Source organism: Hyphomicrobiales bacterium (assembly GCA_002869065.1).
In the GTDB taxonomy this organism is placed as follows: domain Bacteria; phylum Pseudomonadota; class Alphaproteobacteria; order Rhizobiales; family Rhodobiaceae; genus Rhodobium.
The window spans coordinates 232,130-258,242 of the sequence record PKTR01000003.1 but is presented as its reverse complement, the minus strand read 5'-3'; the positions used below and the strand labels follow the sequence as shown (position 1 = coordinate 258,242).

Here is a 26,113-nt window from a genome sequence, read left to right as displayed (position 1 = left end):
CGGGGTGGTCCGACCACTCCGGCTTTTTGTTTTTGTAACCGTGTACCGACCCCGAAGGCCGAAGATCGTCAGGCCTGTTCGCGGACCGCGATGCCCTTGCCCTTGAAGGCGTCGTGCAGTTCGCCGGCCTGGAACATCTCGCGGACGATGTCGCACCCGCCGACGAATTCGCCCTTGATGTAGAGCTGCGGAATGGTCGGCCAGTTGGAGAATTCCTTGATGCCGTTGCGCAGTTCTTCGCTGTCGAGCACGTTGATGCCCTTATAGTCGACGCCGAGATAGTCGAGAATCTGCACGACCTGGCCCGAGAAGCCGCACTGCGGGAAGGTCGGGGTGCCCTTCATGAAGAGAATGACGTCGTTGCCGTCGACTTCGTGCTTGATCCAGTCGTTGATGCTGCTCATGTCTTCGTCCCTTTCGCTCGGCCGGTGGTCCCCCGGCCTGATCGCCATCCAGAGCATTTCCTGTGAATGTTGAATCACTGAAAATGCTCTACCTATTTGTTTGTCGCGTATTCTTGTCCGAAAACCGGTTCCCACTTTTCGCTGACGCGGACCTCCGGTTCGGGAATACGCTCTATGTCCGGCCATGTCGGGTTTCATGCGCGCGCAAAACCGCCGGACACCGGATCCGTTCTCTCCCACGGTTATATGGTGCTTTTGCGGATGTTCAATCGGGGAAGGGAAAAATCGTTGGGTTTGGTGGTGCTGGAGACCTTGGCGCAATGCGGCGGCGCGGGGTGTTCTGCTGGCCGTAGCGTTCAAGAAATCCGGCAATAAACCTGTTCGCTCAGGGCAGCATAAAGGGCAACGCCCGTCGGGTAATCATAGTTTGCCATTATTCTATCCCTCCGCTGGGATGGATGCTGAAGTGAAAAAATCGGAACATGTGCTGCTCGCGTTCGAATACGAATTGAATTTCATTCTTGAAACCATCAGTCGAGCGAACGCGATGTTCATCTACGTTCGCGTAGTAGTGCCTACGCAGCGGGTCGGTGTAGACACGACTTGGCGTACCCTTCGCGGCATAGCACCAGGCAAAGCCGTCATTGGCGCCGTTCTCAAAGAAGATCTTCTGCAGGAAGTAGTCTTTGTCTGTGGCGTCTTCCGTTAGGAAAGTCGCGTTACGGCTATTCGCTGCAGGATAGGTTTCGGCAGGCCATTCACCATTGCGACCATCTATTCTTGGCCCATAAATTGCATCGATATTGTCATCCCAAAACTGGAGACTTCCGTTGGTGCGCCCACTTTTGCCAATGAAGTAGGATTTTCCGGTGAACTGTTCATCGAAAAGCTTGGTCCACTCCTTCGGCGTCGGCGTCCAATAGCGCGGCCGGTCCTCCGGCCAAAAAGCACGAATGATCTCACTACCCTCGGCCGTCAGCGCAAACCTCTGCGCTCCAAAACACCCTATGGGAAATGCTCGTCCCCGCGTTGCCAGCGCCTTCGCGCCGTAAGCATTGAACGCGTCCCACCGGGCCCGCGTGGTGCCGGGCGGCGGGTTGATCCACTCCTGCTTGGCGAGGTTTTCCTTGCGCGGCCCGTCATACCAGGCCTCGAACTCCTCCGGCGTCGCCGGACCGACATAGGTCGAGATGACTTCCAGCCGGCTTTTCGGGCTTTCATAGGCCGTCTGCGTCACATAGGCGATGCCGAAGGTGAGATCGTCGGCGTCGTCGAACCAGACCACCGCCGGCGGCAGGAAGCCCTCCCGCGAAAAGGTATATCTCGACTCTTTGCCGCGCACCGAGCTGCAAATCGACGGTGTGGTCACGAGGACGGCGTGGTTGTCCTTCGTGCGGCGGATGAAGAGGTTCGGCGTCATGCCGGCCAAAACGCTCGAGCCATTGGCTTTTGAGCGTGTGATCCGCGTGCTGCACGCGACCACATTGTCGAAGACGACGTCTTCGGTGCCGTCGACCCTGATCACCGTCTTGTATCGAAAAAAAACTCCCGGCAATGTTACCCGCGTCGAGGTCAGCCCGGCGGCGCGATAGACCACGCTCATCACAATGCCGCGGCCGAAATCCGTGCCGAACAGGATAGCCGCCACGAGTGCGAGAACACCGGCAACTCCGATCGCGCTCTTCCAGCCTCGCCGCATCGTCTACCTCCCGTCGTGCACTGGATCTTTGCGATGCAGCCTAAGCGCGCAGGGGTGGGGTCTGCAATTCCCGGAAACTATGGGTTTCGTATCAATGGGAAGTGCAAGGCCTCCGCTCGGGCACGAAAAAGCCGGCAAGGTCAGCCCTGCCGGCTTTCGAATTCCCGCGAATGTGCGTTTGTTGCGGCTACTGAGCCGCCGGGGCGCTGGTCTGCAGGGCGAGCGCGTGGAGCACGCCGCCCATGTTGCCCTTCAGTGCCTCATAGACCATCTGGTGCTGCTGCACGCGCGACTTGCCGCGGAAGGATTCCGACACGACAACGGCGGCGTAGTGGTCGCCATCGCCGGCAAGGTCGCGAATTTCGATCTCGGCGTCGGGGAAAGCTGCCCGGATCAGATCTTCGATTTCGCCCGCGTCCATTGCCATCGTGTCATTCTCCCAAGCTCTGTCGGCCGCGTTTCGCGGCGCTTGTCGTTGTTGTTACAGTGTATCGCCCATATAGGCCGGGAACCAGCTTTCATGGGCGTCGCGAAGCTCTGCAACGGATATGGAGAGGGCACCGGCAACTGTCAAATTGCTGCCGCCCACGGCGCCAAGCGAAATGCAGGAAACTTCGGCTTCGCCCGCGAGCTTGCCGATGCGCTCGACGTCCGATCCCTTGCAGGTGACGACGTAGCGGGCCTGGTCTTCGGCGAACAGCGCGACATGGGCCGGGTTCGGCACGCGGACCTCGCAGCCGAGGCCTGAGGCCATGGCCATTTCGGCGAGCGCCAGCGCAAGGCCGCCGTCGGAAATGTCGTGGCAGGCGGTGACGTGGCCGGCGCGGATCATGCTGCGGACGAAGTCGCCATTGCGTTTCTCGATCTCGAGGTCGACCGGCGGTGGCGGGCCTTCCTCGCGGCCGAGGATGTCGCGCAGGAAGATTGTGCGGCCAAGATGCTCGCCGTGGCCGCCGATCAAGAGGATCTCGTCGCCTTCATCCTTGAAGGCGAGCGTTGCCATGGCGTTGTGGTCGGGCATCAGGCCAACGCCGCCGATCGCCGGCGTCGGCAGGATCGCCTTGCCGTGGGTCTCGTTGTAGAGCGAGACGTTGCCGGACACGACGGGGAAGGAAAGCGCTTCGCAGGCAGCCCCGATGCCTTTGATGGCGCCGACGAGCTGGCCCATGATCTCGGGCTTTTCCGGATTGCCGAAATTGAGATTGTCGGTGACGGCGAGCGGATCGGCGCCGACGGCGGTGATGTTGCGCCAGGCTTCGGCGACCGCCTGCTTGCCGCCCTCGAACGGGTCGGCCTCGCAATAGCGCGGCGTGACGTCGACGGTCATGGCGAGCGCCTTGTCGGTGCCCGGCAGCTTGATGACGCCGCAGTCGCCGCCCGGCTTCTGCACGGTGTTGCCGAGGATCATATGGTCGTACTGTTCCCAGACCCAGCGGCGCGAGCACTGGTCGGGCGAGCCGACGATGGACTTCAGCGCGGCGCCGAGATCGGCGGGCGCCTCGATGGAGGCCATATCGAGCGGTGCCGGCTTCGGCGTCTCGACCCACGGGCGGTCGTATTCCGGGGCCTCGTCGCCGAGGTCCTTGATCGGCAGCGTCGCCATCACGTCGCCATTGTGCTCGACGACGAATTTCAGCGTGTCGGTGGTTTCGCCGACGACGGCGAAGTCGAGCGCCCATTTGCGGAACACGGCCTCGGCCTCGGCCTGCTTTTCAGGCTTCAGCACCATCAGCATGCGTTCCTGGCTTTCCGAGAGCATCATCTCGTAGGCGCTCATGCCGTCTTCGCGGCAGGGAACCTGATTGAGGTTCAGCGTGACGCCGAGGTCGCCCTTGGCGCCCATTTCGACCGCCGAGCAGGTGAGGCCGGCAGCGCCCATGTCCTGAATGGCGATGACCGCGCCGGTCGCCATCAGTTCAAGGCAGGCTTCCAGCAGCAGCTTTTCGGAGAACGGGTCGCCGACCTGCACGGTCGGGCGCTTTTCTTCCGTCGTCTCGTCGAACTCGGCAGAGGCCATCGAGGCGCCGTGGATGCCGTCGCGGCCGGTCTTCGAGCCGAGATACACGACCGGCATGCCGACGCCGGCCGCCGCCGAATAGAAGATCTTGTCGATATCGGCGAGGCCGAGCGCAAAGGCGTTGACCAGGCAGTTGCCGTCGTAGCTCTTGTCGAAATTGACTTCGCCGCCAATCGTCGGCACGCCGAACGAGTTGCCATAGCCGCCGACGCCGGCAACGACGCCGGACACGAGGTGGCGGGTGCGCGGGTGCTCCGGCGCACCGAAGCGCAGCGCGTTCATCGCCGCGATCGGGCGCGCGCCCATGGTGAAGACGTCGCGCAGGATGCCGCCGACACCGGTCGTCGCGCCCTGATAGGGCTCGATGTAGCTCGGGTGGTTGTGGCTCTCCATCTTGAAGATCACCGCCTTGCCGTCGCCGATATCGACCACGCCGGCGTTCTCGCCCGGGCCGCAGATGACGCGCGGGCCGGTGGTCGGCAGGGTGCGCAGCCATTTCTTCGAGGACTTGTAGGAGCAGTGCTCGTTCCACATCGCCGAGAAGATGCCGAGTTCGGTCAGCGTCGGCTCACGGCCGATAAGGTCGAGAATGCGCTGGTACTCGTCCGGCTTGAGGCCGTGTTCGGCGATCAGTTCGGGGGTGATTTCGATGTCGTTACGAAGCATGGGAGAGGTCGCGACTCGTGGTTGGGAGATACCCGTTTCAAAGGACGCCTCCCTTTACCACCATTCCGCCGGTGTTGGCTATTTTTTGCCTCCGCGCGCCCGCCCACGAGGCCGTTTCGATGTGGACATTCCAGCCACGCTCGTTTTTTGCTCTTGAAAAATATTACGTACGTACAAAATTAAGATGTACGACGTAATATTTTATGGAGATCGAGATGCGTGTTGTGGTGACGGGAGCAAACGGGTTTGTCGGCAGCCATTGTCTTGAGGCGCTCGACGGAACTAAGGGCGTCGAGGCCATTGCGGCGTGCCGCGATGCTTCGAAGCTGGAGGCCGGGTTCAGCGGGGAAGCCCGGGTCGGGGATTTGCGCGACGCGGATTATCTCGACGAGCTGGTCAGGGATGCCGATGTGGTTGTCCATGCGGCGGCGTGGACGGCGCTGTGGGGGTACAAGGCGCGCTCGGACGCGCTGTTTCTGAAGCCGAGCCTCGATCTGATCGCGGCGGCGCGGCGGGCCGGCGTGAAGCGGTTCATCTTCATCAGCACGGTCAGCGTGGCGGATGGAAAGGAGGCGGCGGCGTCCATGAGTGTGGGGCGCAAACGCGCCTACTGGCCGCACGAGGCCAATGTGGCGCGGATCGAGGACCGGCTGCGCGAGGAAGCGGGTGAGGATTTCACCCCGGTTGTCATGCGGCTCGGCCTGTTCGCCGGCTCGCGCTATGCCCTCGGCCTGTTGCCGATCCTGGTTCCGCGGCTGAAGACCCATCTGGTGCCCTGGGTCGCGGGCGGGCGGACGCATATGCCGATCATCGACGGGCGCGATATCGGGGCTGCTGTGGCGCTGGCCGCGACCGCCGAGGGGCTTTCCGGCTATGAGGCGTTCAACATCGTCGGCCCCGAGGTGCCGCTTGTACGCGATGTGATCACCCATCTGCACGAAAAACACGGGCTGCCGATGCCGCATTTCAGCGTGCCGTTTCCGGCGGCCTTTGCCTTTGCGTGGCTGATGGAGAAGCTCGATCCGTTGGTGCCGTGGGAACCCTTGGTGACGCGCAGCATCGTGCATCTGATGGAGGAGACTGGCGTGGACAATGCCCGCGCGACCGAGCGGCTCGGCTATGTTCCGCGCTATCATTGGAAAGATTCGGTCGACAGGCAGTTGGCCGAAATGGGCGAACGGCAGACGACGGCGATGTCGATGGCGCGGCCGCTGCCGGATGCCGCCACACGGTTAGGGAAGGGACGAGCGTGCCGGGTAAGGGTGAACGCAGGCGAAGTGCAATCGTGGAAGCCGCACGTACGCTGTTCTATCGCCGCGGCTTCAACGCGACCTCCTATGCCGACATCGCCGAGAAAGCCGGCATCGGCAAGGGCCACGTCCAGTACTACTTCAGCACCAAGGACGACATCCTCAAGGCGGTTGCGGAAGCACGCGTTGAGGGCGTTCGAAAGGTGCTGGAGGAGTGGTCGCTCGACTGCGGCACGCCTTACGATTGCCTCGAACGCTTCGTTGCCATGTTCGAGGCCAATGCACCGGACCTTGCGCTCTATGGCTGCCCGATGGGCACGCTGAACGACGAACTCGGCAAGACGCAGCCGATGCTGCAGGAAGAGGCGCGGGAGATGTTCGATCTGTTCCTGCGCTGGCTTGAGGCACGCTTCCGCGCAGTTGTCGACGGCGATGAGGCGCGGGCGCGGGCGGAGTTCCTTATGGCGCAGGCGCAAGGCATTAGCGTGCTCGCGCACGCCTACCGAGATCCCGATCTGATTGCCCGTCAGAGCCGCATGGTGCGCGCCTGGCTGAAGGAGGCATGCAAGGCCTCGTGACGGGCGTCCTGGCCTTTGTCCGCGTGTCTAGTTGCCGATGCGATAGTAGTCGAAGCTCTCGTGCGGCCCTCTGTCCCGGCAGGAGTTTTGCAGCCAGCACTCGCCGACCCTCGGCGGATTGACGCCATAGACCACTTCGGCGGCACCCTTCGATGCACCAAGGTCGAGGCATTCCTCGACCGTGTTGCGCTGGCCGAAATTGCAGCCATAGTCGTTGCAGGACGCTTCCGACTTCCAGGCTTCGGGATAGGTCGCGCCGCCGAAGCAGGCGAAGTTACCGATGCCCTTGAAGCGCAGGCGCCCGGTGTAGCCGTCATCGGCCGTGTAGGCGAAGGTGCCGGGCGGGCAGGGCTGGCCGGCTTGCGGGATCTGCCAGGAGACCTTCGCCCAATTCGGTTTGGCCCACGACACGGCCGCCGCCGTTACGCCGTCAGCCGACAGGCACTGGATCTGGCCGCTGCCAAGCGTCGAGAGACCGTATCCGGCCGGACACGAAAAGCAGAACGGCCCATCGGCGAATTGCTGCGCGCTGTAGCCGACAGTGCAGGCGTAGCAGTATTCCGGTGCGCCGATAGTGACGGCCCAGGTGTAGCCGGCTGGGCACGTCCCGCACCACAGCCGCTCGGTTGCCGAGGCGGGCGTGGTAACAGCCGTTGCGGTCAGCAACAGGGCCAGCAATGCGGCGATACCCGCCAGGATATTGCGTGCCAGATGCCGCCATGAACCGGCGCGCTGGTGTTCTATTCGACCGGTCTGGTTTGGGGAAATGCGCGTATGAACCATAGCCAACCCCCTTTTGTTGACGCGTCGTCGCGAAGGGGTGCTGTCCGGAACAGTGTGTAGACGGTCAGCTTTCGCGACTGTCGTTCGTTGCGTTTCCGCCTTGCATCGCGTTGGCGATGTCCTCGTCGGCAAAGGCTCTGCGGCGATGGTCGGAGAACCGTTCACCCTCGGCGCTTTGCGTGCGGACGCCCACTCGCTTCCAGGGTTTGTTGTATTTTGGTCCGCGCTGCGAAGGCGTGCGCCTTTTCTTGTGATGCATAGGCCTATTCCCGTTCGCGAGCGGACACGGATTATAGCACATCTGGCTACTATTTTGCAGGTGTGACGCGCGCCGATGGCGCAGATGCTTTCGCCGTTACGCCGTCGCCGCGGCCTCTTCGCCGCCCGGCACTTCGTCGGGCATCTCGGCGGCGAGGCGGGCGCAGCCGCGGCCTTCCTCCTTGGCGCGGTAGAGCGCTTCGTCGGCGCTGCGGATGACGGTCTTTGCCGTCATTGCGTCGTCGGGCCACCACGCGACACCGATGCTGGCGCCGATATGGGCGGTGCCCCCTTCGAAGTGGATCGGCGCGCAGACGCTTTCAATCAGCGTGTCGCACAACCACAGCACGCTGTCGCGGTCGAGCCGGTCACGCAGCAGGATGATGAATTCATCGCCACCGATGCGGGCGGACAGGCCGGTCTTGCCGACGGCCTTCACGACACGCTCCGCAACCGTCCTGATTACGGTGTCGCCGGCCTGATGGCCGTAGGTGTCGTTGACGGCCTTGAAGCGGTCGAGGTCCATGCACAGGATGGCGCAGCGGTCCTGACAGCCGGCAACGACGATGCTTTCCAGCGCGCGGTCGAATTGCAGCCGGTTCGGCAGGCCGGTCAGCGCGTCATGCAGGGCGAGGAAGCGGTTTTCCTGCTCGCTCTTCTGAAGGGCGCGGAACATGCGGGCGTAGCGCACCACGATCAGGGTGAGCGCGAGCGCGACGATGCCGAACGCGATGGCGAGATAGGGCAGGGTCCGCTGCCAGATCGCAGTCGCGGGCGAGGCGGGTTGCCACGTCGCGACGAAGTCCGATGTATTGGACACGGTCGAGGCAATCGGATGGGTGGCGCGTTCGGCGGCCACGCCTGCGGCCGGTTCCAGACGGAAATCGGCGAGGCCGAGCTTGTCACCAATGGTCGCGAAGGTCGCGGTCAGCGGCTTGAAGGTCAGCAACAAATGCGGGTTACCGTCCGCCAGCACGGCTTCGTCGTCGGGCACGATGGCCTGGACGACGATGACGCCGATCTCGTCGTGCAGTTTGCGGATTTCGGCGACATAAAGCGGATGCTTGGAACGGACCGGGTGTTCGACGATGATGAAGCCGGAGCCTTTCGGCTTGCGCTGCGCCATATAGCGTGTGGTGGCGGCCTCGATCATGTCGGCATTGGCAGTGACGAACTCGCGGCCGGCGTCCGCCGCCATGCGCTGGTTCTTGAAAACGGTGACGCGGGGCGCGCGGTCGGGGCCGACAATGATCGTGGTGTGGATGCGGAAGTCGTCCCACAGCCAGTCGGCGATTTCCTCGTCGACGAAATCGGAGCGGACGCGGGTGCCGAGCGCGTTGACGGTTTCGTCCCAGTAGGAGATCTGCGACTGATCGTTGGCGAGGAGCTCGATCTGGCGGTCGATCTCGTTGCGCACGAGGTCGTCCTCGACCGTGCTGCGGATGTCTTCGGCGATCAGGCCGGCGGTGCGCAGCACCGACAGGTTCGAGACCGCGAACAGCGCGACGACGGCCACGCAGGCGATGAAAACGAGCCCGATGAAGGAACGGTTCGAACGCGCGGAAACGGTCTTGGCCACCTGAAAACCCCTCTTTTACCCCGCTCCATGATGGCAAAGAGGGTTGAATTTTCGGATAAGCCGTATGGTTTTCAGGGGTTTAACGCGGATGCCAATCACGTCAGATCTTGCGGCAGATCTCGACCAGGAAATCGAGGAACGCGCGGGTGCGGCTGGAGATCAGCCGGCGGCTTGGATAGATCGCCGACAGCGCCGAGGCGGATGTCTCGGCTGCAATGTGCTCGCACACCCGAACGAGTGTGCCGTCGGCCAGTTGGCGCTTGCTGTACTGGTCGGGTACCAGCGAGACCCCGCAGCCGGCAAGGACCGCTTCGCGCACGGTGACGGGATCGTTGACCCGCACGATGCCGGTTTCCAGATCGATGACGCGCTTGTCGTCGTTGACGCGGATCGGGAAACGGCTCTTGGCGTAGCGTTTCTCGCAGATCTGGATATGGGGCAGCAGATCGTCGGTTGCGGCGTCGAGGCCGGCGGTGCGGGCATAGTCGGGGCTCGCGACCCACAGCAATTCGCCCTGATAGAGCGGTTTGACGATCAGCTCGGAATCGTCGAGCGGGCCGACGGCGACCGCGATGTCGATCTGCTCGCCGATGATGTCGACCGAGTGGCTGGTGATGACGATTTCAAGGTCGATGCCGGGGTAGCGGTCGCGGAAACCGCCGAGGTGGCGGGCGACGATCTCGCGGCTGAAGGCAATCGGCAGCGCCACGACGAGCCGGCCGCTCGGCGTCGACGTCATGCCTTCCATCACCGCGTTCAGCTCGCTGGCCTGCTCCATGATGAGGAGCGAGCGGCGGTAGAACGCCTCGCCCTCGCTGGTGATACGAAGATTGCGCGGATTGCGCTCGACGAGGCGCACGCCGAGCGCATGCTCAAGCCGGCTGAGCGACTTGCTGACGGTGGATTTGGCAAGCCCGAGCTGGTCGGCGGCGGCCGAAACGCCCTTCTGCTCGACCACGGCGACGAAGACCGGGACGTCGTCCAGATTCCAGCGCATTCAGCCTCGTCGATGTTCGGAATTGGAAACAATACGTTTCATATCGCATGCTTGTTTCCAAATTGCGAGACAAATACCGTGCCGCCAATTGCTGCAAAAACGTGAGGAGGCGTTTGCAATGGCCAGGATCATTGGCGGTATCGGGGCGTCCCATTCGCCCACCATCGGCTACGCGAAGGACACCAACAAGGGATCGGATCCGGCCTGGGCGCCGATCTTCGCGGGCTTCGACGAAATCCGCAAATGGGTCAATGACAAGCAGATCGACGTGCTTTTCATGATCTACAACGACCACATCACCAGCTTCTTCTTCGACCATTATTCGGCCTTCGTGCTGGGCGTCGACGACAATTACGTGCCGGCGGACGAGGGCGGTGGCGCGCGCGAGACGCCGCCGGTGAAGGGCCACGCGGAGCTTGCCCGCCACATCGGGGCGTCGCTGGTGGCCGACGAGTTCGATATGTCGTTCTTCCAGAAGAAGCCGCTCGACCATGGCTGCCTGTCGCCGCTGTCGATGCTGTCGGACGAGACGGCGGCATGGGGCGGCAGCATCGTGCCGCTGCAGGTCGGCGTGCTGCAGCTGCCGATCCCGAACGCGCGGCGCTGCTACAAGCTCGGCAAGAGCCTTCGCAAGGCCATCGAGAGCTTCCCGGATGACGATCTGCGCGTCGCGATCGTCGCGACCGGCGGCCTGTCGCATCAGGTGCACGGCGAGCGCGCCGGCTTCACCAACGAGGCGTGGGACAACGAATTCCTTGATCTGCTGGAAACCAACCCGGAGAAGCTCGCTGATACCCGCCTTGCCGAATACGCTGTTCTCGGCGGCATGGAAGGCGCGGAAGTCATCATGTGGCTGATCATGCGCGGGGCGCTGTCCGACAACGTCAAGCTGGTCCACAAGTCGACCTATCTGCCGTCGATGACCAACATCGCCACCCTGATCTTTGAGGATACGGGCGACGAGATGTCGGAGGACGACAAGGAAACCTACCGCGCCCATGTCGGCTACGAGCTTGCCGGCGCGGAGAGCCTTGAGGGCACGCACCCGTTCACGCTCGCCGCAAGTCTCAAGGCCTATCGGCTGAACGACTTCCTGCATCGCCTGATCGAGCCGGCGCATCGCGCCCGCTTCGTGGCCGAGCCGGAAGCGCTGTTCGAGGAATTCGGGCTTTCCGAGGAAGAGCGCGAGCTGGTGCGCGGCCGCAAATGGATCGAGATGATCCACTATGGCGTGACGTTCTTCGTGCTGGAGAAGATGGCGGCGGTGATCGGCGTGTCGAACCCGGAGGTCTACGCGGCCTTCCGCGGCGAGGACCTCGAGACCTTCCTCAAGACCCGCAACGTGCCGATGAAATATTCGGTCGCCGGCGGCGACAAGGTGCGCGAGATGGACGCCAACTAGCGCTCACCTGCATCGCAAAAAGAACGCTTCGGAGCGATAGGCTGCGGGGCGTTTTTTTTGGATATTCGGATTTGATCAATGCTTAGCCGCATCTTTGTCGACGCCAATTGTTCCAATTGGCTGCACGATGCTCTAGGCGCTGAGCTTCATGATCGACTGGAACAGCGGTGCACCGTCGGTGCCGCCCTGATGCTCGACGACCAGGTTTTCCGGATGGGGCATCATGCCGAGCACGTTGCCGGCCTCGTTGATGACGCCGGCAATGTTGTGCTGCGAGCCGTTCGGGTTGGCGGCCGCCGTCATCGTGCCGTCGGCATTGCAGTAGCGGAACACGACGCGGCCTTCGCCCTCGATGCGGTTCAGCGTGTCCTCGTCGGCGAAATAGTTGCCGTCGTGATGGGCGACCGGGCAGCGGATCACCTGACCGGTCGTGTAGGCGCCGGTGAAGCGGGTGGTCGCGTTCTCGATGCGCAGGTGCACGTCCTTGCAGATGAAGTGGAGCTTGGCGTTGCGCATCAGCGCGCCGGGCAGGAGGCCGGCTTCGGTGAGGATCTGGAAGCCGTTGCACACGCCGAGAACGGAGACGCCGGCGGCGGCCTTCTTGATCACGTCGGCCATGATCGGGCTGCGCGCGGCAATCGCGCCGGAGCGCAGATAGTCGCCGTAGGAGAAGCCGCCCGGAACGACGATGAGGTCGACGTCGGGAATATCGTGATCGCCATGCCAGACCGAGATCGGCTCGTGGCCGGTGACCCAGCGCAGCGCATCCATCATGTCGCGGTCGCGGTTGGAGCCGGGGAAGACGATTACGGCGGATTTCATCGGCGTGTCTCTCGGTCGTTCTGTCTGGGGTCGCCGAAGTGGCGAAGATGCTGACTACATCGCCCAGCGGAAGGCGCGGGCAAGCTCGGCGGCACCGTTCTCGCGATACCATCGCCCGTGCGCCATTACCACTTTTTCGGCGTCCCAATTGAGGATTTTTTCCACCGCTTCGCGCACTTTCCCCCGATTCCGGCGGAAGGTCTGGCGCAGGTCGGGCGGGATGGTGCCGTTCGGATGGGTGATGCCGGCAAGCTTCACCAGCGTGCGCAGCCAGAAGCAGGTGATGCGGTCGGTCTCGAAATTCTCGATCAGGTCGGTGAGGATCACGGTGCGCGAGGCACGGTGGAAGAACACCGCCTCCGACATATAGTCGCCTGGCACGAGGACCTGGTCGATCTCGTCGGCCCATTCGGCGGGCGGGTCGGCGCCGAGTTCCGCATCAACCGTCGTCAGCCGCTCTTTGGCCTGCTCAAGGACCCGCGGCGCAACGTGAACGGCAGCGTGCGGATAGGCTTTCTGCCAGTCGGCGACCCACCAGTAGTGGATGCGGTTCGGGGCGATCAGGAAGGCGACCGGGCCGAGCGCGTCGATCTCGTCTTTCAGCGAAGGGGTGAGGGGCGTTGGCGAGTGAACCCAGAGGCGGCCGTCGGAAAGCCGGACGACGGTCATGCGGGTCGGGAAGGGAACGGACAGAAAGAGCACGCGGAAACCGATTTCCGGTCCGTCGACGATCCAGATCGAGTCGCCGATGGGTTTCAGCGTGTTGATCGGTTCGTAGAGCGTCAGGCACGACATGGGAGCCGCCTTTCGCTGTTGTCGTGAGTACGCCCCTCGGGGCGAGAGCCTCAGAGATAGGCGAAGATCGCCACGACCGCGGCGATGATCGGGATGCCGATGAAGATCGCGGCCTTGATCGCCAGATAGCGGATCACCTTGGCGGTATCGTCATTCGGTTTGCGGTTGGGCGCGTTCACCGGGCGCTTCCTCGCAGGCTGGGCCGCAAATACGGCACTTATGCGATGTCGATCGAATAGTTCTCGATGACGGTGTTGGCGAGCAGCTTCTCGCACATTTCGGTAAGCGCGGCTTCGGCCTTGGCGCGGTCGGTCTCGGTGAGTTCGATGTCGATGACCTTGCCCTGGCGGACGCCATCGACGCCGTCGAAGCCAAGCGCGCCGAGCGCCTTTTCGATGGCCTTGCCCTGCGGGTCGAGAACGCCGTTCTTCAAGGTGACGGTGATGCGCGCCTTCATGAGTCTTCCCCTCGCCAGGAGCCTTGCCGAAAAAGAATAACGCGCCGGACATAGCCCGGCGCGTCGAATTGCACAAGCGGTCTGCGACCGTTCGGCGCGTGCTGTCCCCTACTGGACGAGACGCGGGCCGCTGGTGGTCGGACGCTCGTTGTCGTTGAGGATGCCGAGCCGGCGCGCGACTTCCTGATAGGCTTCCAGCATGCCGCCCATGTCGCGGCGGAAGCGGTCCTTGTCGAGCTTGTCGTTGCTGTTCGTATCCCACAGCCGGCAGGAGTCGGGCGAGATCTCGTCGGCGACGACGATGCGCATCATCTCGTTTTCCCAAAGGCGACCGCACTCGATCTTGAAATCGACCAGGCGGATGCCGACGCCGAGGAACAGGCCGGCGAGGAAGTCGTTGACGCGAATGGCGAGCGCCATCATGTCGTCGATCTCCTGCGGGCTGGCCCAGCCAAACGCGGTGATGTGCTCTTCTGTGACCATCGGGTCGTCGAGCTCGTCGTTCTTGTAATAGAACTCGATGATCGAACGCGGCAGCTGGGTGCCTTCCTCGATGCCGAGGCGCTTCGACAGCGAGCCGGCGGCAACGTTACGCACCACGATTTCGAGCGGGATGATCTCGACTTCGCGAATCAGCTGTTCGCGCATGTTCAGCCGGCGGATGAAATGGGTCGGGATGCCCATGCTGTTCAGCTGGTTGAAGATATATTCGGAAATGCGGTTGTTGAGCACGCCCTTGCCGTCGACGATCTCGTGCTTCTTTGCATTGAAGGCGGTCGCGTCATCCTTGAAATGCTGGATGAGGGTGCCCGGCTCCGGGCCTTCATAAAGGATCTTGGCCTTGCCTTCGTAAATGCGGCGGCGTCGGTTCATGGGGTTTGCCCCGAGTCTGGTGTGGTGTAGGTGGTGGCGGTCTGTGCACTACTTCCGCGCCGGGTTCTCGTCATGGCCAATCTGACCGCGACGGCCCGCGGGAGAGTCCCGTTCCTGCCGTGAGCGCGCGACCCTACTCTATCCGGGAGATTTTCACAATCATTGTGAAGAGCGGGTTGTTTACGCGGCGTCGAGCCCCCATTTCGTTTCGGTTGATTTAGCTTGGCCGCGACGATATTCAACGCCCGAGTTGAAATCCCATGTGTTAGGGTCAGGGAAAAGCCAAACGGGAGGCAGTTTATGACCACGTTTGATAAGCGCGAGGAAGCGTTCGAGAAGAAGTTCGCTCATGATGAGGAACTTCAGTTCAAAGCCGGCGCGCGCCGCAACAAGCTCCTTGGCCTGTGGGCTGCGGAAAAGCTCGGCCTCGACGGCGACAAGGCCGCCGAATATGCCAAGGAAGTCGTCCGCGCCGATTTCGAGGAAGCTGGCGACGAAGACGTCTATCGCAAGATCCGTGCGGACTTCGATGCCGCTGGTGTCGACGAGACCGAACATCAGATCCGTCGCGTTATGAGCGAATTGCTCGTTACCGCGATGGAACAGGTCAAGGCCGAAGCCTGATCCTGTTGTCCGGGCGGGTCGTGTCCGATCCGCCGGCGCTGCGTGCGGGCAGGAATTGTGGTGCTTAATGGGAGCGGCCGGAGGTGTTCGGCCGCTCTGTCATATTTTGGAAGGCTGTCGGGGAAGCCTGACGACGAGCATTCCATTCCCGGGGGTGGCTGAGCATGACCGATCAAACCGCAATTCTCGCTGACCGGCTGCGCGCTGGCGAAACCGTTCTTTCCGCCTGGTCGACGATTGCCGAGCCGATCCTCGGCGAGACGATGGGGCGGGCCGGCTATGGCGCGGTCACGCTCGACATGCAGCACGGCCTGCACAACACCGACAGCATCGCGCGCGGCATTGTGGGTCTGACGGCGGCCGGCGTTCCAGCCGTGGTGCGCGTTCCGGTCGGCGATTTCGCGATGGCCAGCCGGGCGATTGATTTCGGCGCAGCGGCCGTCATCGCGCCGATGATCAACTCGGTCGAGGATGCGCAGCGGTTCGTCGAGTTCATGAAGTTCCCGCCGGTTGGCGGGCGCAGCTGGGGCCCGCAGCGCGCGGTTGCCCTGCATGGCAGCGATATCGGCAGCTATCTCGCCGACGCCAATGATCGCACGCTGGCCTTTGGGATGATCGAGACGCGAGAGGCGATGGACGCGCTTGACGACATTCTCGCGGTCGAAGGTATCGACGGCGTGTTCGTCGGCCCGTCCGACCTTTCGATCGCGCTGACCGGTGCGGCTGCCGTCGATGCGCAGGGTGAGGGCACCAAGCAGGCAGCGGCGGCGATTGCCGCGCGTGCCCGCGATGCAGGTAGGACGGCGGCGATCTTCTGCTCCAGCATGGAACACGCGACATGGGCGCGCGAGGCGGGCTTTCGTTTCATCGCCTATGGCGTCGACTCAGCGCTGCTGGCGTCGTCGTCGCGCGATATCGTTGAGGGTTTTCTGGAGCGTTGAATGTCGCTTCTGGCCAGGCGGGGCGCTTTCCTGTGACGGAAAGTCCTACACATTCGCTGTTTGAGACATATCAAACTAATCGGTAATTTCTGTATTATGTTCGTTACGCACGCAACCGTCACGATGGATGGGGGGCGGTGCGGTACTATGATGGCACACTATTAACAGGCGAATTGAAGCGGAGCGTGGAATGCTGAAGCTGGCTGTGATGTTTTACATTGTGATCGCCCCGACTTTGGCGGGGATTCTTTTCACTCTCGGCCTGGCGCTTGGCGACGCGAATCAGCCGACCGACAACAACATGATGTTGATCGGTCTGGTGATCGTTGGTTTCGTCGTCGCTCTCCCGATCAGCTGGATCATCGGAAAGAAGGTCGACGCGGCCTTCCGTTCGACCCGCAGGGCTTGAGGTCCCGATAACCGGCTCGAAAAGCCGGCCGGACTTTTCCAGGTTTGGAATGCGATCGGAGGAAGCGGGCGTTGAGCGCGGCGTGGGTCCTTGCGTGGACCGATGGCGTTGCGTGTCAGGTTCGAAAAAACAGTCCATGAGTGGCAGAGAACGGCGGGTGCCTCAGGCGCCCGCCGTTTTCATTTCGGCATGCCGTTTTCGGACTGCTTCTCGTGCGCCGATGAGGCCGCGCAGAAGATCAGCTCTCGGGATTGATCTGGCCGAGGATGCGGCCAAGCGTCAGCGACCCTTCCGGCCAGGGGCCGTGACCGCTGGCGCTGTCGATATGGCCGACATCGCCGGCGTCGATGACCATCGTGCCCCAGGCATAGCCGTAGTCTTCGGCAACCGGGAACGCGCAGGTGGCATCGGTGCGGCTGGCGACGAGCAGTGCCGGAAAGGGCAGAGGATCGCGCGGTGCCGGCGTGAAGCCCGCCTCGCGCAGCGCTTCGTCTTCCGGGTCGTGCAGGGCAACGAAATAGCCGGCCACCACGCGGCCGGGCGGCAGCAGCGGTGCGGCGTGGATCGCCGTCAACACGCCGAGCCCGTGGGCGACGAGCACCACCGGGCGCGTTGCCGCCTCGACCTCGGCGACGAGGCGGGCGACCCAGTCTTCGCGGTCGGGCGTGTGCCAGTCCGCCTGCTCGACACGGCGGGCGGTGGAGAGCTTGTCCTCCCAGCGTGCCTGCCAGTGGTCGGCATCGAGGCCGCCGCGGTCGGGCAGCAGCAGCAGATCGGCGTCAGCGACTTTCATCGTTGCTCCGGTTCGTTCTTCGGTTGGATTTCAGCGGGGCTCAGGCCTCGCCGAACACCCGGTTGAAGATCGTATCAACGTGCTTGGTGTGGTAGCCGAGGTCGAAGCGCTCGCGGATTGCGTTCTCATCCAGATAGGAACGCACATCGGCATCGTTCAAGAGCTCGGTCAGGAAATCGACGTCGGCGCTGCCCGATACCTGATAGCTCTCCCACACCTTCATGGCGTTGCGCTGGACGAGGCGGTAGGCGTCCTCGCGCGAGCAGCCGGCCTGGGTGAGGGCCAGCAGGATGCGCTGCGAGTGCACCAGACCGCCGAGGCGATCCATGTTGCCGACCATGCGCTCAGGGTAAACCATCAGCTTGTCGACGACGCCGGTGAGGCGGGAGAGCGCGAAGTCGAGAGTGACCGTCGCGTCCGGGCCGATCATGCGCTCGACCGAGGAGTGCGAGATATCGCGCTCATGCCACAGCGCGACGTTCTCCATCGCCGGAATGGCGAAGGAGCGCACCAGGCGGGCGAGGCCGGTGAGGTTCTCGGTCAGCACCGGGTTGCGCTTGTGCGGCATCGCCGAGGAACCCTTCTGGCCCTTGGAGAAAAACTCCTCGGCCTCGAGCACTTCGGTGCGCTGCAGGTGGCGGACCTCGACGGCGAGGCGCTCGATCGAGGAGGCGATGACGCCGAGCACGGAGAAGAACATGGCGTGGCGGTCGCGCGGGATGACCTGCGTCGAGACCGGCTCGGCGATGAGGCCGAGTTTTTCCGCGACGTGTTCCTCGACCCGCGGGTCGATGTTGGCGAAGGTGCCGACGGCGCCGGAAATGGCGCAGGTGGCGATTTCGGCGCGGGCGAATTCAAGCCGCTTCTTGCAGCGGTCGAACTCGGCATAGGCCTCGGCCATCTTCAGGCCGAAGGTGACCGGCTCGGCGTGGATGCCGTGCGAGCGGCCGATGCAGACGGTGTCCTTGTGCTCGAAAGCGCGGCGCTTGATGGCGGCGAGCAGGGCGTCCATGTCGGCCAGCAGCAGGTCGGCGGCGCGTACCAGCTGCACGTTGAAGCAGGTGTCGAGCACGTCCGAGGAGGTCATGCCCTGATGGACGAAGCGGGCGTCCGGGCCCACGATCTCGGCAAGATGCGTCAGGAAGGCGATGACGTCGTGCTTGGTCTCGCGCTCGATTTCGTCGATACGGTCGATGTCGAAGGTCGCGGCGGCGCCCTTTTCCCAGATGGTCTTGGCGGCTTCTTTGGGGATGACGCCGAGTTCGGCGAGCGCGTCGCAGGCGTGCGCCTCGATTTCGAACCAGATGCGGAACTTGGTCTCGGGCGACCAGATGGCGACCATGTCGGGGCGCGAATAGCGCGGGATCATCGGCGGTCCTCGTCTTTTCGGGTGTTGCGGCAGCGGTCATAGGGCGCGCGGCCATGCGTTGCCGCATCCCCTAGCAGACACGGGGCGCAACCTCAATGCGACGGAGGGCGTGCGGGTTTTGCGCTCGATGCAAGATGATCCGAGCACTTCCTGTGAATGTTGAATCATTGAAGATGCTCTAACCGTTTGCCTTGCCGCGTATTCTTTTCCGAAAACCGGTTCCCACTTTTCGGGAATACGCTCTAGATACGGGGCTTGCGGGCAAACAGCCAGGCGGCGAAAAACAGGACGGGCAGGCCGAAGGGCAGCAGCATGCGCAGGCCGCTGGAAATGAAGATGTAGACCGCGCTCGCGCCGGTGAACAGCACCTGCCAGACCCACATGCGCGAGAACGCCTCGTCGTGCCATTGGGCGTAGTAGACCTGGAACTGCAGGAAGAACAGGAACGCCGTGAAGCCGGCGGTGGCCAGCGTCAGCGCGAAGGTCATGGCCGCGAAGCGCTGCGCGCGGCGGCGGGCGCCGGCAATGGTCGCTGCGGTCAGCCAGGCAGCGAAGCCGGCGATGGTGCCTCCGAGCGCAAACAGGATGACGACGGCGAGCATGCGCATTCCGATCGCCTGCTCGCGCCACACCATATGGCCGATGACAGCGGTGGTGATCGCGGCGCCATAGGCGGGTGCAAAGAGCGCGGCCGGCAGGAGGGCGTGTCGTGCCCGACGCAAGGTGCGGATGATGATGCCCGAGCGCGGCATGGCTTCGCCAATCTCAGGAATAAGCGGACCTGTGGCTGCTGCTGGAGATACGGCGATTTCGGCCGTGGAGCGGGCAACGATATCCGCGTCCCATTCGGCAAGAACGGAATCGGTCCCGGCGTCGAATGCGCCGTCGTTCGAGAGTTGGGCCGCGCTGCGGGCAGGACTGCTCATCGGGGCAACGTAACGCAAACCCGTTTCCGTTCCGTTGCTACGAGAGCGTGTTCCCGAAAAGTGGGAACCGGTTTTCGGACAAGAACACGCTTTGGAAAATTTTCTATCGGTTTGTTTTGTCGCATCTTTGTCGACGCCAATTGTTCCAATTGGCTGCACGATGCTTTATCGCGTCGAGCCGCGATTGATCAGGTAACTCGGGATCTGGCCGAAGGAACCGCCCTTGGACGCGGCCGCCGGAGCCTCGCTCGGCGGCTTCGGCGGTGCGGTGCCGGGTGCGACTTGCTCGCGGGTCGGCGTGGTGCCTGGCGCGTAGGCGGCGGCCACCGGAGGCTCGTCGAAGGCGGCGCCGATGGCGAGGAAGCGGCGGTCGAGGCCCTCAAAGCCGAGCCGGTACATGGAAATCAGCACGACCAGCGCGGGGCCGGCTCCGGCGCGCTGCAGGGCGACGACGTCGGAGATGCCGTAATGGATCGGACAGCCGCGGCTCGGCGGGATTTCGGTGTCTTCTTCGAGAATGCGCAGCGGTTCGCCGGTCTCGCTCTCGAGCACCAGCGTGAAGCCGTGGGTCTGTTCGCCCGTCAGTTCGCAATTGGCGGCGGGGAGCGCGTTTTCGATCAGACGGAGACGCACGGTGCCAAGGCCCGGACCGTCCTCGTTGTCGGGCAGGGTGAAGGCGAAGAAGCGAGCGGCGGCGTCCGCCGTCTCGGCCTGGTCGGAAACGACGTGGCTACCCTTGGTGCCGATATTGAGGCGCCACAGGTAGGGCGCGATGCGGTCGCGGCTGTTCTCGCGCGCCTGATCGAGCTTCGCGCCGTCCTGACGGATCAGCGTGCGGGCAGGCGTTCCGCGTACCCATTCGTCCTTGGCGACTTCGACGACGAAGATTTCCGAATAGGGAAAACCGGAGCCGTCTTGCACGCCATATTGCTCGAATGCGAAATATTTGCCGTCGCGGGAAAAGCCGATGACGTCGCGCTTGGCCGAATCCGCCGCGTGAAGCTGGGTGGCGCCGAGCGTCATGGCAACGCCGAGCGCGAGTGCCCGGAGGGCATATCGGGTGCGGAAGCGAATGCTCAACGGTGCGGCCATCATTGCGGACTGGGTGCCGGGTGTTCTGATTATCGCGGTCGGTGCGAGCGGTGCGACCAGCCTAGACGATATTCCGGCGAAATGAAGACCCCATTGGGATGTGCCCCGCGTGGTGCGTCAGCCGTTGCGGGTGAGGCGGGTCGCGATCGGCTTGACCAGCAGCGGCAGGAAATAGATCGGCAGCTGGGCAAGCGCGAAATAGAGCCATGTGAAATCCGGAACCGCGGCGCCGAGCGCGGCGACGATCAGGCTCATGTTGCGGTTGCCGGCGCTGAGCGCGATGACGAAGGCCCGGGCGCCGCCCTGCGCGATGAAGACCAGCATGGTCACGGCGATCTGGCCGAGCGCGATCAGCACGGTCAGGATGGCGACCGCCGTCGAAAGGTAGGGGTTTTCGGCGAAGTTCGCGGCGACGCCGTCCATCACCGCAACGGCGAAGACGAACAGAAGCACGACGTTGAGCCCGTTGATTTCCTCGCGTGCGGCGTTGACCCGCTCGTTGCCGAGCAGGCGGCGCAGGACATAGGCGACCGCGACGGAGCCGAGCAGCAGGCCGGCGAGCCGCAGCGACAGGGCAAAGGCGGAGATCGGCAGCGCGGAGCCAAGCACCAGCGGCGCGAGCAGCGGCGCCGAAATTGGGGTCAGGACCATGCCGAGCACCAGAATTGCGAGGCTCAGTGCGCCATCGAGACCGAGCAGATAGGCAAAAGCGGGCCCGGACATCAGCGGCGGGGTGACGGCGACGATATAGAGCGCCAGCATCATTTCGGGCGCCGCATGGATCAACCCCGAGGCGCGGCCGAAGATGCCGAGGCCGACGGGCACGACCACCATCATCCACACCACAATGGCAACGAGCAGGACGGGGCGGGCGAGATGGCCGCGGATCGCGGTGATGTCGACGCGCAGGAAGGCGAGCACGAGCAGCGCGAACACGGCTTCCTGCAGGAACGGGCGGGCAAGCGCCGACAGCGGCGGCAGGCAGATGCCGAGGACAGCGCTGACGGCGACCGCGAGTGTACCCTGGCGGCCGAGCCAGGCAAGCGGACAGGCGATCAATGACAGGCTATGCGGCATCGGTTGGTCCCGGCGTGGTGCCGTTGGTGAGCGGTCAGATCGGCAGGGCGGCGCTGTCTTTCACCGTCGAGACGACAATGCGCGACTGCACATCGGTGACGAGTTCGTTGTCAAGCAGCTTCAGCCGCAGGAACTCGTCATAGGACTTGATGTCCTCGGTGACGACCTTGAGCAGATAGTCGACGGCGCCGGTGATGCGCTCGCAGGTCACCACCTCCGGCCAGATGTTCACCATGCGGTCGAACTCGGCCATGTTCTCGCGGCTCGGGTGGCCGAGCTTGACGAAGACATAGGAGACGAATTCGAGGCCGAGCGCCTCGCGGTCGATACGCGCGACGATCTGGCGGACGACGCCGGCCTCCTTCAGGCGCTTGATCCGGCGCCAGCAGGGCGTTTGCGACATGCCGGCGAGTTTTGCCACCTCGGCAACCGGCAGGGAGGCGTCGTTCTGCAGGATTCGCAGGATGCGGATGTCGGCGGGCTCAAGTGTGAAATTTTCCGAGGTCGCGGGCATGGCGGAATATTTCTTTTGATGTTTGATTTCGATCAAAGCAATTAGCACAGAAATTTCTGGCGAGGCGCATAAAATATTGGTTGTGGCAAACGGTTTTTATTCGCAACTGGCGAATGTCCGTCGAGGAGGAGAGCCATGACCATTGTTCCGCGCGAGATTTCGCTCGATGACAAATATGTCCGCACCGAAGGCTCGGTCTATCTGACCGGCATACAGGCGCTGGTGCGTCTGGTGCTCGATCGCGGCCGGCTCGACCGGGCGGCGAGGTTGAAGACCGGCGGCATGATTTCCGGCTATCGCGGGTCGCCGCTCGGCGGTTTCGATCAGGAACTGATGCGGGCGGGCGGTCATCTCTCCTATCACGACATCGTCTTCCAGCCGGGCGTCAACGAGGAACTCGGCGCCCATGTGGTGTGGGGCTCGCAGAAGCTCGACCTGAAGGAAGGCGACAGCGATTTCGATGGCGTCTTCGGTGTCTGGTACGGCAAGGCGCCGGGTGTCGACCGGGCTGGCGACGCGCTTAAACAGGCGAATGCCAGCGGCACCGCGCGCCATGGCGGCGTTCTGGCGCTGGCTGGCGACGATCATCTGGCGAAATCCTCGATCCTGCCGGCGCAGAGCGAGTTCGCCTTCCGCGATGCCGAGATCCCGGTGCTCAATCCGGCCGATCTGCAGGAAGTCATCGACTATGGCCTGCACGGCTTCGAGCTGTCGCGCTTCTCCGGCCTGTGGACCGGCTTGATCTGCCTTGCCGACACGATGGATTCCTCCGGCATCGTTTCGGTCGATCCGAACCGGCTGCAATTCTACCGCCCGGTCAATTCGGACCCGCGCGCGATGGGCGAACTGAACCGGCCGCTGCTTCTCGCCAACCGGCTGGAGACCGAGCACCTCTTGCGCGAAGTTCGCCTGCCGGCTGCGCAGGCCTATGTGCGCGCCAACCGGCTCGACCATGTGGCCTTCGGCGCCAAGCGGGCGCGTATCGGCATCATTGCCTCGGGCAAGGCCTATCGCGATATCCGCCAGGCGCTGGCGCTGCTCGGCATCGACGAGGAGCGGGCCGAGGCGCTCGGCATCGGCATCTACAAGGTGGCCATGCCCTGGCCGCTTGAGCCGCTCGGCATCGGCGCGTTCACGCGCGGCGTCGAGAAGCTCTTGATCGTCGAACACAAGCGGGCGCTGATCGAACCGCAAGTGAAGGCGCAGCTCTACCACCATCCGGCCGGCGAACGGCCAGCGATCTGGGGCAAGACGACGCCGGAGGGCGCGCCGTTCCTGCCCGACGTGCTCGAACTTTCGATTGCCGAAATGGTACGCGCGCTCAGCACCGTTCTGCCCGACATCGCCAAGGACGCGGCGATGCGCGCCGTTGCCGACCGGCTCGAGGAACAACTCCGCTATGCCGAGAGCCATGGCTGCGACGCCGGCCGCTCACCCTATTTCTGCTCCGGCTGTCCGCATTCGACCTCGACCAAGGTGCCGGACGGCAGCCGCGCCATGCCCGGCATCGGCTGTCACGCGATGACGGAAATTTCCGGCCGCACCACCGAGGGGCAGGTGGCGATGGGCGGCGAGGGCGTGCCGTGGGTCGGTCAGGCGCCGTTCTCCAAGACCAAACACATGTTCGTCGATCTCGGCGACGGCACCTATTTCCATTCCGGACTGCTGGCGATCCGTCAGGCGGTCGCGGCGAAGGTGCCGGTCACCTACAAGATCCTCTACAACGACGCGGTCGCCATGACCGGCGGTCAGGCCGTCGACGGCACGCTGACCGTGCCGCAACTGACCCGTCAGCTTGAGGCGGAGGGCGTGCGCCGCATCGTGCTCGTCAGCGACAATCCCGATACCTATCGCGGCCGGCAGGACCTTGCCGCCGGTGTGCCGATCCATCACCGCGACGAGCTGATTTCGGTCGAGGAAGAGCTTGCCGCCTATCCGGGCGTTTCGGTGCTGATCTTCGATCAGGTCTGCGCGGCGGAGAAGCGTCGCCGGCGCAAGAAGGGCCAGATGGACGATCCGGCGCTGCGTCTCGTCATCAACGAGCGCGTCTGCGAGGATTGCGGCGACTGCTCGGTGCAGTCGAACTGCCTGTCGGTCGAGCCGCTCGCCACCGATTTCGGCACCAAGCGGACCATCAACCAGTCGAGCTGCAACAAGGATTTTTCCTGCGTGAAGGGCTTCTGCCCGTCCTTTGCCTGGGTTGAGGGCGGCACGGTGAAGAAGGCCGATGGGGCCGCGCTCGATATCGACGCGCTGAAAGCCGCTCTGCCGCTGCCGACGATGGCCGCGCTGGACCGGCCGCTCAATCTGCTGATCGCCGGTATTGGCGGCATGGGCGTCACGACGACGGCCGCCGTTCTCGCGATGGCCGCCCATGTCGACGGGCTCAACGCGACGACGCTCGACATGACCGGCCTTGCGCAAAAGGGCGGTCCGGTGACCTCGCATGTGCGCTTTGCGGCGAAGGACATGGCAATCGACGGGCCGCGCGTTCCGACCGCGAGCCTCGACGTGCTGCTCGCCTCCGACATGCTAGTCGCGGCCGGTAGCGACACGCTCTCGCTGATCGACCACGACCGCACGGTGACGCTCGGCAATGGCCGGGTCGCGCCGACGGCGGAATTCGTGCTGAAGCAGACGCAGTCCTTCGAGGCGGCAAAGCTCGCCGCGATCCTGCGCGAGGCCTCGGCCCGCACCGAGATCGCCGATCTTGCCGGCATTGCCGAAAAGCTGCTCGGTGACGCGATCTTCACCAACATGCTGGCGGTCGGCATGGCCTTCCAGCATGGCCTTCTGCCGATGTCGGTCGAGGCGATGGAAACCGCGATCCGGCTGAACGGCGCGGCGGTGGCAGCGAACCTCAAGGCGTTCCACGCCGGACGCGTCCTTGCGGCGGCGCCGGACAAGATCACCGGCCTGCTGCCGGCGGAAAAGATCGCCAAGGCGATGGATCTCGACGAGCGTATTGCGTTCCTCGCCGAAGAACTTGGCGCTTATCAGAATGCGGCCTATGCGGCGCGCTATGCCGCGCTGGTCGAGCGGGTGCGCGTTGCCGATGCGGCGCAGGGCAGCTCGATGCGGCTGACGGGGCTGGTGGCGGAAAGCCTCTACCGGCTGATGGCGGTGAAGGACGAGTACGAGGTCGCGCGGCTCTATGCGGCGCCGGCCTATCGCGAAGCGGTTGCCGCGCAGTTCGAGGATGGTGCGCGGCTGAAGGTGGTCATCGCGCCGCCTTTCGTGTCGGCAACCGATCCGGCGACAGGGCGGCCGAAGAAGCGCGCCTTCGGGCCGTGGATGCTGAAGGCTTTCGGCCTGCTTGCGAAGTTCAAGGGGCTGCGCGGTTCGGTGCTCGATCCGTTCTCCCGTCAGGCCGAACGCAAGGCCGAAAGGGCGCTTCTTGCCCGCTATGAAGCCGACATCGAGATGATCTTTTCTCAGCTTGGGACGACGTCCTACGGGCTTTTGTGCGAGATCGCCCGAGTGCCGGAACTGGTGCGCGGCTATGGCCCGGTAAAAATGGCCAACATGGAGAGCGCCGATAAGCGCCGCGCCATGCTGCTCGGCCAGCTTGCCATGGCCGACCTGCCCGGTCCGGCCGAGGTGGCTACACCGGCGCGCCGGGCCCGCCTTGAGGCGGTCGAGCGGATCACCGAAGCGGCGGAGTAGGGCTGAGGTGGAGGGGCGCTTCTTTGCGCCCTGTCCCCTCCGTCGTCATGCTCGGACTCTCTCTTTTTCGTCATCATCCGGCTCGACCGGAGGATCGTTCTCCATGTGGCAAAACGTAGAGG

Annotated in this window: 25 protein-coding genes; 7 read left to right on the top strand and 18 right to left on the bottom strand. The window is 63.7% G+C overall.

Going from position 1 to position 26,113, the window contains the following annotated elements:
- Positions 1 to 68 precede the first annotated feature (68 nt).
- The 4 genes from grxD to C0606_11965 all read right to left on the bottom strand — a co-directional run bounded on the left by grxD (position 69) and on the right by C0606_11965 (position 4,786).
- Complete coding sequence (gene grxD, locus C0606_11980; GenBank protein PLX37210.1) at positions 69 to 404, bottom strand: monothiol glutaredoxin, Grx4 family; 336 nt, start codon at positions 402 to 404, stop codon at positions 69 to 71.
- 433 nt (positions 405 to 837) lie between these two features.
- Positions 838 to 2,103, bottom strand: coding sequence for a hypothetical protein (locus tag C0606_11975; GenBank protein PLX37209.1), 1,266 nt, complete (start codon positions 2,101 to 2,103; stop codon positions 838 to 840).
- Between the two features lie 187 nt (positions 2,104 to 2,290).
- Positions 2,291 to 2,530: a BolA family transcriptional regulator gene (locus C0606_11970; GenBank protein PLX37208.1), complete on the bottom strand. Its 240-nt coding sequence runs from the start codon at positions 2,528 to 2,530 to the stop codon at positions 2,291 to 2,293.
- Between the two features lie 54 nt (positions 2,531 to 2,584).
- Complete coding sequence (locus C0606_11965; GenBank protein PLX37207.1) at positions 2,585 to 4,786, bottom strand: phosphoribosylformylglycinamidine synthase subunit PurL; 2,202 nt, start codon at positions 4,784 to 4,786, stop codon at positions 2,585 to 2,587.
- Between the two features lie 203 nt (positions 4,787 to 4,989).
- On the opposite strand from C0606_11965, the gene C0606_11960 reads away from it, so the two are divergent.
- Complete coding sequence (locus C0606_11960; protein PLX37206.1) at positions 4,990 to 6,360, top strand: hypothetical protein; 1,371 nt, start codon at positions 4,990 to 4,992, stop codon at positions 6,358 to 6,360.
- The gene (locus C0606_11955; protein ID PLX37336.1) at positions 5,787 to 6,614 is read left to right on the top strand and encodes a hypothetical protein; all 828 of its coding nucleotides are present in this window, start codon (positions 5,787 to 5,789) and stop codon (positions 6,612 to 6,614) included. The genes C0606_11960 and C0606_11955 overlap by 574 nt, the downstream gene beginning before the upstream one ends.
- 27 nt (positions 6,615 to 6,641) lie before the next feature.
- Here the strand turns inward: C0606_11955 and C0606_11950 are convergent, their stop codons facing one another.
- From C0606_11950 to C0606_11935, 4 genes are all read right to left on the bottom strand, one after another.
- Entirely contained in the window at positions 6,642 to 7,397 is a 756-nt protein-coding gene (locus C0606_11950; protein PLX37205.1) for a hypothetical protein, read from the bottom strand.
- A gap of 64 nt (positions 7,398 to 7,461) precedes the next feature.
- Positions 7,462 to 7,656: a hypothetical protein gene (locus C0606_11945; protein PLX37204.1), complete on the bottom strand. Its 195-nt coding sequence runs from the start codon at positions 7,654 to 7,656 to the stop codon at positions 7,462 to 7,464.
- A gap of 96 nt (positions 7,657 to 7,752) precedes the next feature.
- The gene (locus C0606_11940) at positions 7,753 to 9,234 is read right to left on the bottom strand and encodes a hypothetical protein (protein ID PLX37203.1); all 1,482 of its coding nucleotides are present in this window, start codon (positions 9,232 to 9,234) and stop codon (positions 7,753 to 7,755) included.
- A 100-nt stretch (positions 9,235 to 9,334) separates the two neighbouring features.
- On the bottom strand, positions 9,335 to 10,231 hold the full coding sequence (locus C0606_11935; GenBank protein ID PLX37202.1) for a LysR family transcriptional regulator: 897 nt from the start codon (positions 10,229 to 10,231) through the stop codon (positions 9,335 to 9,337).
- Positions 10,232 to 10,349: 118 nt separating this feature from the next.
- On the opposite strand from C0606_11935, the gene C0606_11930 reads away from it, so the two are divergent.
- Complete coding sequence (locus C0606_11930; GenBank protein ID PLX37201.1) at positions 10,350 to 11,633, top strand: protocatechuate 3,4-dioxygenase; 1,284 nt, start codon at positions 10,350 to 10,352, stop codon at positions 11,631 to 11,633.
- 132 nt (positions 11,634 to 11,765) lie between these two features.
- Here C0606_11930 and C0606_11925 read toward each other — a convergent pair whose 3' ends face one another.
- From C0606_11925 to C0606_11910, 4 genes are all read right to left on the bottom strand, one after another.
- The gene (locus tag C0606_11925) at positions 11,766 to 12,455 is read right to left on the bottom strand and encodes a phosphoribosylformylglycinamidine synthase subunit PurQ (protein ID PLX37200.1); all 690 of its coding nucleotides are present in this window, start codon (positions 12,453 to 12,455) and stop codon (positions 11,766 to 11,768) included.
- A 54-nt stretch (positions 12,456 to 12,509) separates the two neighbouring features.
- Entirely contained in the window at positions 12,510 to 13,250 is a 741-nt protein-coding gene (locus C0606_11920) for a DUF4336 domain-containing protein (GenBank protein ID PLX37199.1), read from the bottom strand.
- Positions 13,251 to 13,467: 217 nt separating this feature from the next.
- Entirely contained in the window at positions 13,468 to 13,707 is a 240-nt protein-coding gene (locus C0606_11915) for a phosphoribosylformylglycinamidine synthase (protein ID PLX37198.1), read from the bottom strand.
- Positions 13,708 to 13,815: 108 nt separating this feature from the next.
- On the bottom strand, positions 13,816 to 14,580 hold the full coding sequence (locus C0606_11910) for a phosphoribosylaminoimidazolesuccinocarboxamide synthase (GenBank protein ID PLX37197.1): 765 nt from the start codon (positions 14,578 to 14,580) through the stop codon (positions 13,816 to 13,818).
- Positions 14,581 to 14,880: 300 nt separating this feature from the next.
- Here C0606_11910 and C0606_11905 point away from each other — a divergent pair, with 300 nt between their 5' ends.
- The 3 genes from C0606_11905 to C0606_11895 all read left to right on the top strand — a co-directional run bounded on the left by C0606_11905 (position 14,881) and on the right by C0606_11895 (position 16,554).
- A complete protein-coding gene (locus tag C0606_11905) occupies positions 14,881 to 15,204 on the top strand; it encodes a DUF1476 domain-containing protein (GenBank protein ID PLX37196.1) in 324 nt (107 codons plus the stop codon).
- Positions 15,205 to 15,368: 164 nt separating this feature from the next.
- Positions 15,369 to 16,145, top strand: a complete 777-nt coding sequence (locus tag C0606_11900; protein ID PLX37195.1) for a hydroxyacid aldolase — start codon at positions 15,369 to 15,371, stop codon at positions 16,143 to 16,145.
- A 190-nt stretch (positions 16,146 to 16,335) separates the two neighbouring features.
- Positions 16,336 to 16,554: a hypothetical protein gene (locus C0606_11895; GenBank protein PLX37194.1), complete on the top strand. Its 219-nt coding sequence runs from the start codon at positions 16,336 to 16,338 to the stop codon at positions 16,552 to 16,554.
- 238 nt (positions 16,555 to 16,792) lie between these two features.
- On the opposite strand, the gene C0606_11890 is transcribed toward C0606_11895, so the two are convergent.
- From C0606_11890 to C0606_11865, 6 genes are all read right to left on the bottom strand, one after another.
- Positions 16,793 to 17,347 carry an alpha/beta hydrolase gene (locus tag C0606_11890; GenBank protein PLX37193.1) on the bottom strand — a complete coding sequence of 185 codons (555 nt, stop codon included), beginning with the start codon at positions 17,345 to 17,347 and terminating at the stop codon, positions 16,793 to 16,795.
- A 40-nt stretch (positions 17,348 to 17,387) separates the two neighbouring features.
- Complete coding sequence (locus tag C0606_11885; protein PLX37192.1) at positions 17,388 to 18,716, bottom strand: adenylosuccinate lyase; 1,329 nt, start codon at positions 18,714 to 18,716, stop codon at positions 17,388 to 17,390.
- Between the two features lie 242 nt (positions 18,717 to 18,958).
- Positions 18,959 to 19,642 carry a hypothetical protein gene (locus C0606_11880; protein PLX37191.1) on the bottom strand — a complete coding sequence of 228 codons (684 nt, stop codon included), beginning with the start codon at positions 19,640 to 19,642 and terminating at the stop codon, positions 18,959 to 18,961.
- A 165-nt stretch (positions 19,643 to 19,807) separates the two neighbouring features.
- On the bottom strand, positions 19,808 to 20,737 hold the full coding sequence (locus C0606_11875) for a hypothetical protein (protein ID PLX37190.1): 930 nt from the start codon (positions 20,735 to 20,737) through the stop codon (positions 19,808 to 19,810).
- A 114-nt stretch (positions 20,738 to 20,851) separates the two neighbouring features.
- On the bottom strand, positions 20,852 to 21,811 hold the full coding sequence (locus C0606_11870) for a sodium:proton symporter (protein PLX37189.1): 960 nt from the start codon (positions 21,809 to 21,811) through the stop codon (positions 20,852 to 20,854).
- A 34-nt stretch (positions 21,812 to 21,845) separates the two neighbouring features.
- Complete coding sequence (locus C0606_11865) at positions 21,846 to 22,325, bottom strand: AsnC family transcriptional regulator (protein PLX37335.1); 480 nt, start codon at positions 22,323 to 22,325, stop codon at positions 21,846 to 21,848.
- A 135-nt stretch (positions 22,326 to 22,460) separates the two neighbouring features.
- Here C0606_11865 and C0606_11860 point away from each other — a divergent pair, with 135 nt between their 5' ends.
- Positions 22,461 to 25,991 (top strand): indolepyruvate ferredoxin oxidoreductase, encoded by a 3,531-nt coding sequence (locus C0606_11860; GenBank protein ID PLX37188.1) that lies wholly within the window; start codon positions 22,461 to 22,463, stop codon positions 25,989 to 25,991.
- Positions 25,992 to 26,113 lie beyond the last annotated feature (122 nt).

Bases quoted from the DNA above. Each gene is read 5' to 3' on its own strand.
- C0606_11865 (PLX37335.1), bottom strand. From the start codon at position 22,325: ATGCCCGCGACCTCGGAAAATTTCACACTTGAGCCCGCCGACATCCGC.
- C0606_11870 (PLX37189.1), bottom strand. From the start codon at position 21,811: ATGCCGCATAGCCTGTCATTGATCGCCTGTCCGCTTGCCTGGCTCGGC.
- grxD (PLX37210.1), bottom strand. From the start codon at position 404: ATGAGCAGCATCAACGACTGGATCAAGCACGAAGTCGACGGCAACGAC.
- C0606_11975 (PLX37209.1), bottom strand. From the start codon at position 2,103: ATGCGGCGAGGCTGGAAGAGCGCGATCGGAGTTGCCGGTGTTCTCGCA.
- C0606_11935 (PLX37202.1), bottom strand. From the start codon at position 10,231: ATGCGCTGGAATCTGGACGACGTCCCGGTCTTCGTCGCCGTGGTCGAG.
- C0606_11895 (PLX37194.1), top strand. From the start codon at position 16,336: ATGCTGAAGCTGGCTGTGATGTTTTACATTGTGATCGCCCCGACTTTG.
- C0606_11915 (PLX37198.1), bottom strand. From the start codon at position 13,707: ATGAAGGCGCGCATCACCGTCACCTTGAAGAACGGCGTTCTCGACCCG.
- C0606_11875 (PLX37190.1), bottom strand. From the start codon at position 20,737: ATGATGGCCGCACCGTTGAGCATTCGCTTCCGCACCCGATATGCCCTC.
- C0606_11885 (PLX37192.1), bottom strand. From the start codon at position 18,716: ATGATCCCGCGCTATTCGCGCCCCGACATGGTCGCCATCTGGTCGCCC.
- C0606_11945 (PLX37204.1), bottom strand. From the start codon at position 7,656: ATGCATCACAAGAAAAGGCGCACGCCTTCGCAGCGCGGACCAAAATAC.
- C0606_11965 (PLX37207.1), bottom strand. From the start codon at position 4,786: ATGCTTCGTAACGACATCGAAATCACCCCCGAACTGATCGCCGAACAC.
- C0606_11930 (PLX37201.1), top strand. From the start codon at position 10,350: ATGGCCAGGATCATTGGCGGTATCGGGGCGTCCCATTCGCCCACCATC.
- C0606_11890 (PLX37193.1), bottom strand. From the start codon at position 17,347: ATGAAAGTCGCTGACGCCGATCTGCTGCTGCTGCCCGACCGCGGCGGC.
- C0606_11905 (PLX37196.1), top strand. From the start codon at position 14,881: ATGACCACGTTTGATAAGCGCGAGGAAGCGTTCGAGAAGAAGTTCGCT.
- C0606_11920 (PLX37199.1), bottom strand. From the start codon at position 13,250: ATGTCGTGCCTGACGCTCTACGAACCGATCAACACGCTGAAACCCATC.
- C0606_11950 (PLX37205.1), bottom strand. From the start codon at position 7,397: ATGGTTCATACGCGCATTTCCCCAAACCAGACCGGTCGAATAGAACAC.
- C0606_11960 (PLX37206.1), top strand. From the start codon at position 4,990: ATGGAGATCGAGATGCGTGTTGTGGTGACGGGAGCAAACGGGTTTGTC.
- C0606_11900 (PLX37195.1), top strand. From the start codon at position 15,369: ATGACCGATCAAACCGCAATTCTCGCTGACCGGCTGCGCGCTGGCGAA.
- C0606_11880 (PLX37191.1), bottom strand. From the start codon at position 19,642: ATGAGCAGTCCTGCCCGCAGCGCGGCCCAACTCTCGAACGACGGCGCA.
- C0606_11970 (PLX37208.1), bottom strand. From the start codon at position 2,530: ATGGCAATGGACGCGGGCGAAATCGAAGATCTGATCCGGGCAGCTTTC.
- C0606_11860 (PLX37188.1), top strand. From the start codon at position 22,461: ATGACCATTGTTCCGCGCGAGATTTCGCTCGATGACAAATATGTCCGC.
- C0606_11910 (PLX37197.1), bottom strand. From the start codon at position 14,580: ATGAACCGACGCCGCCGCATTTACGAAGGCAAGGCCAAGATCCTTTAT.
- C0606_11925 (PLX37200.1), bottom strand. From the start codon at position 12,455: ATGAAATCCGCCGTAATCGTCTTCCCCGGCTCCAACCGCGACCGCGAC.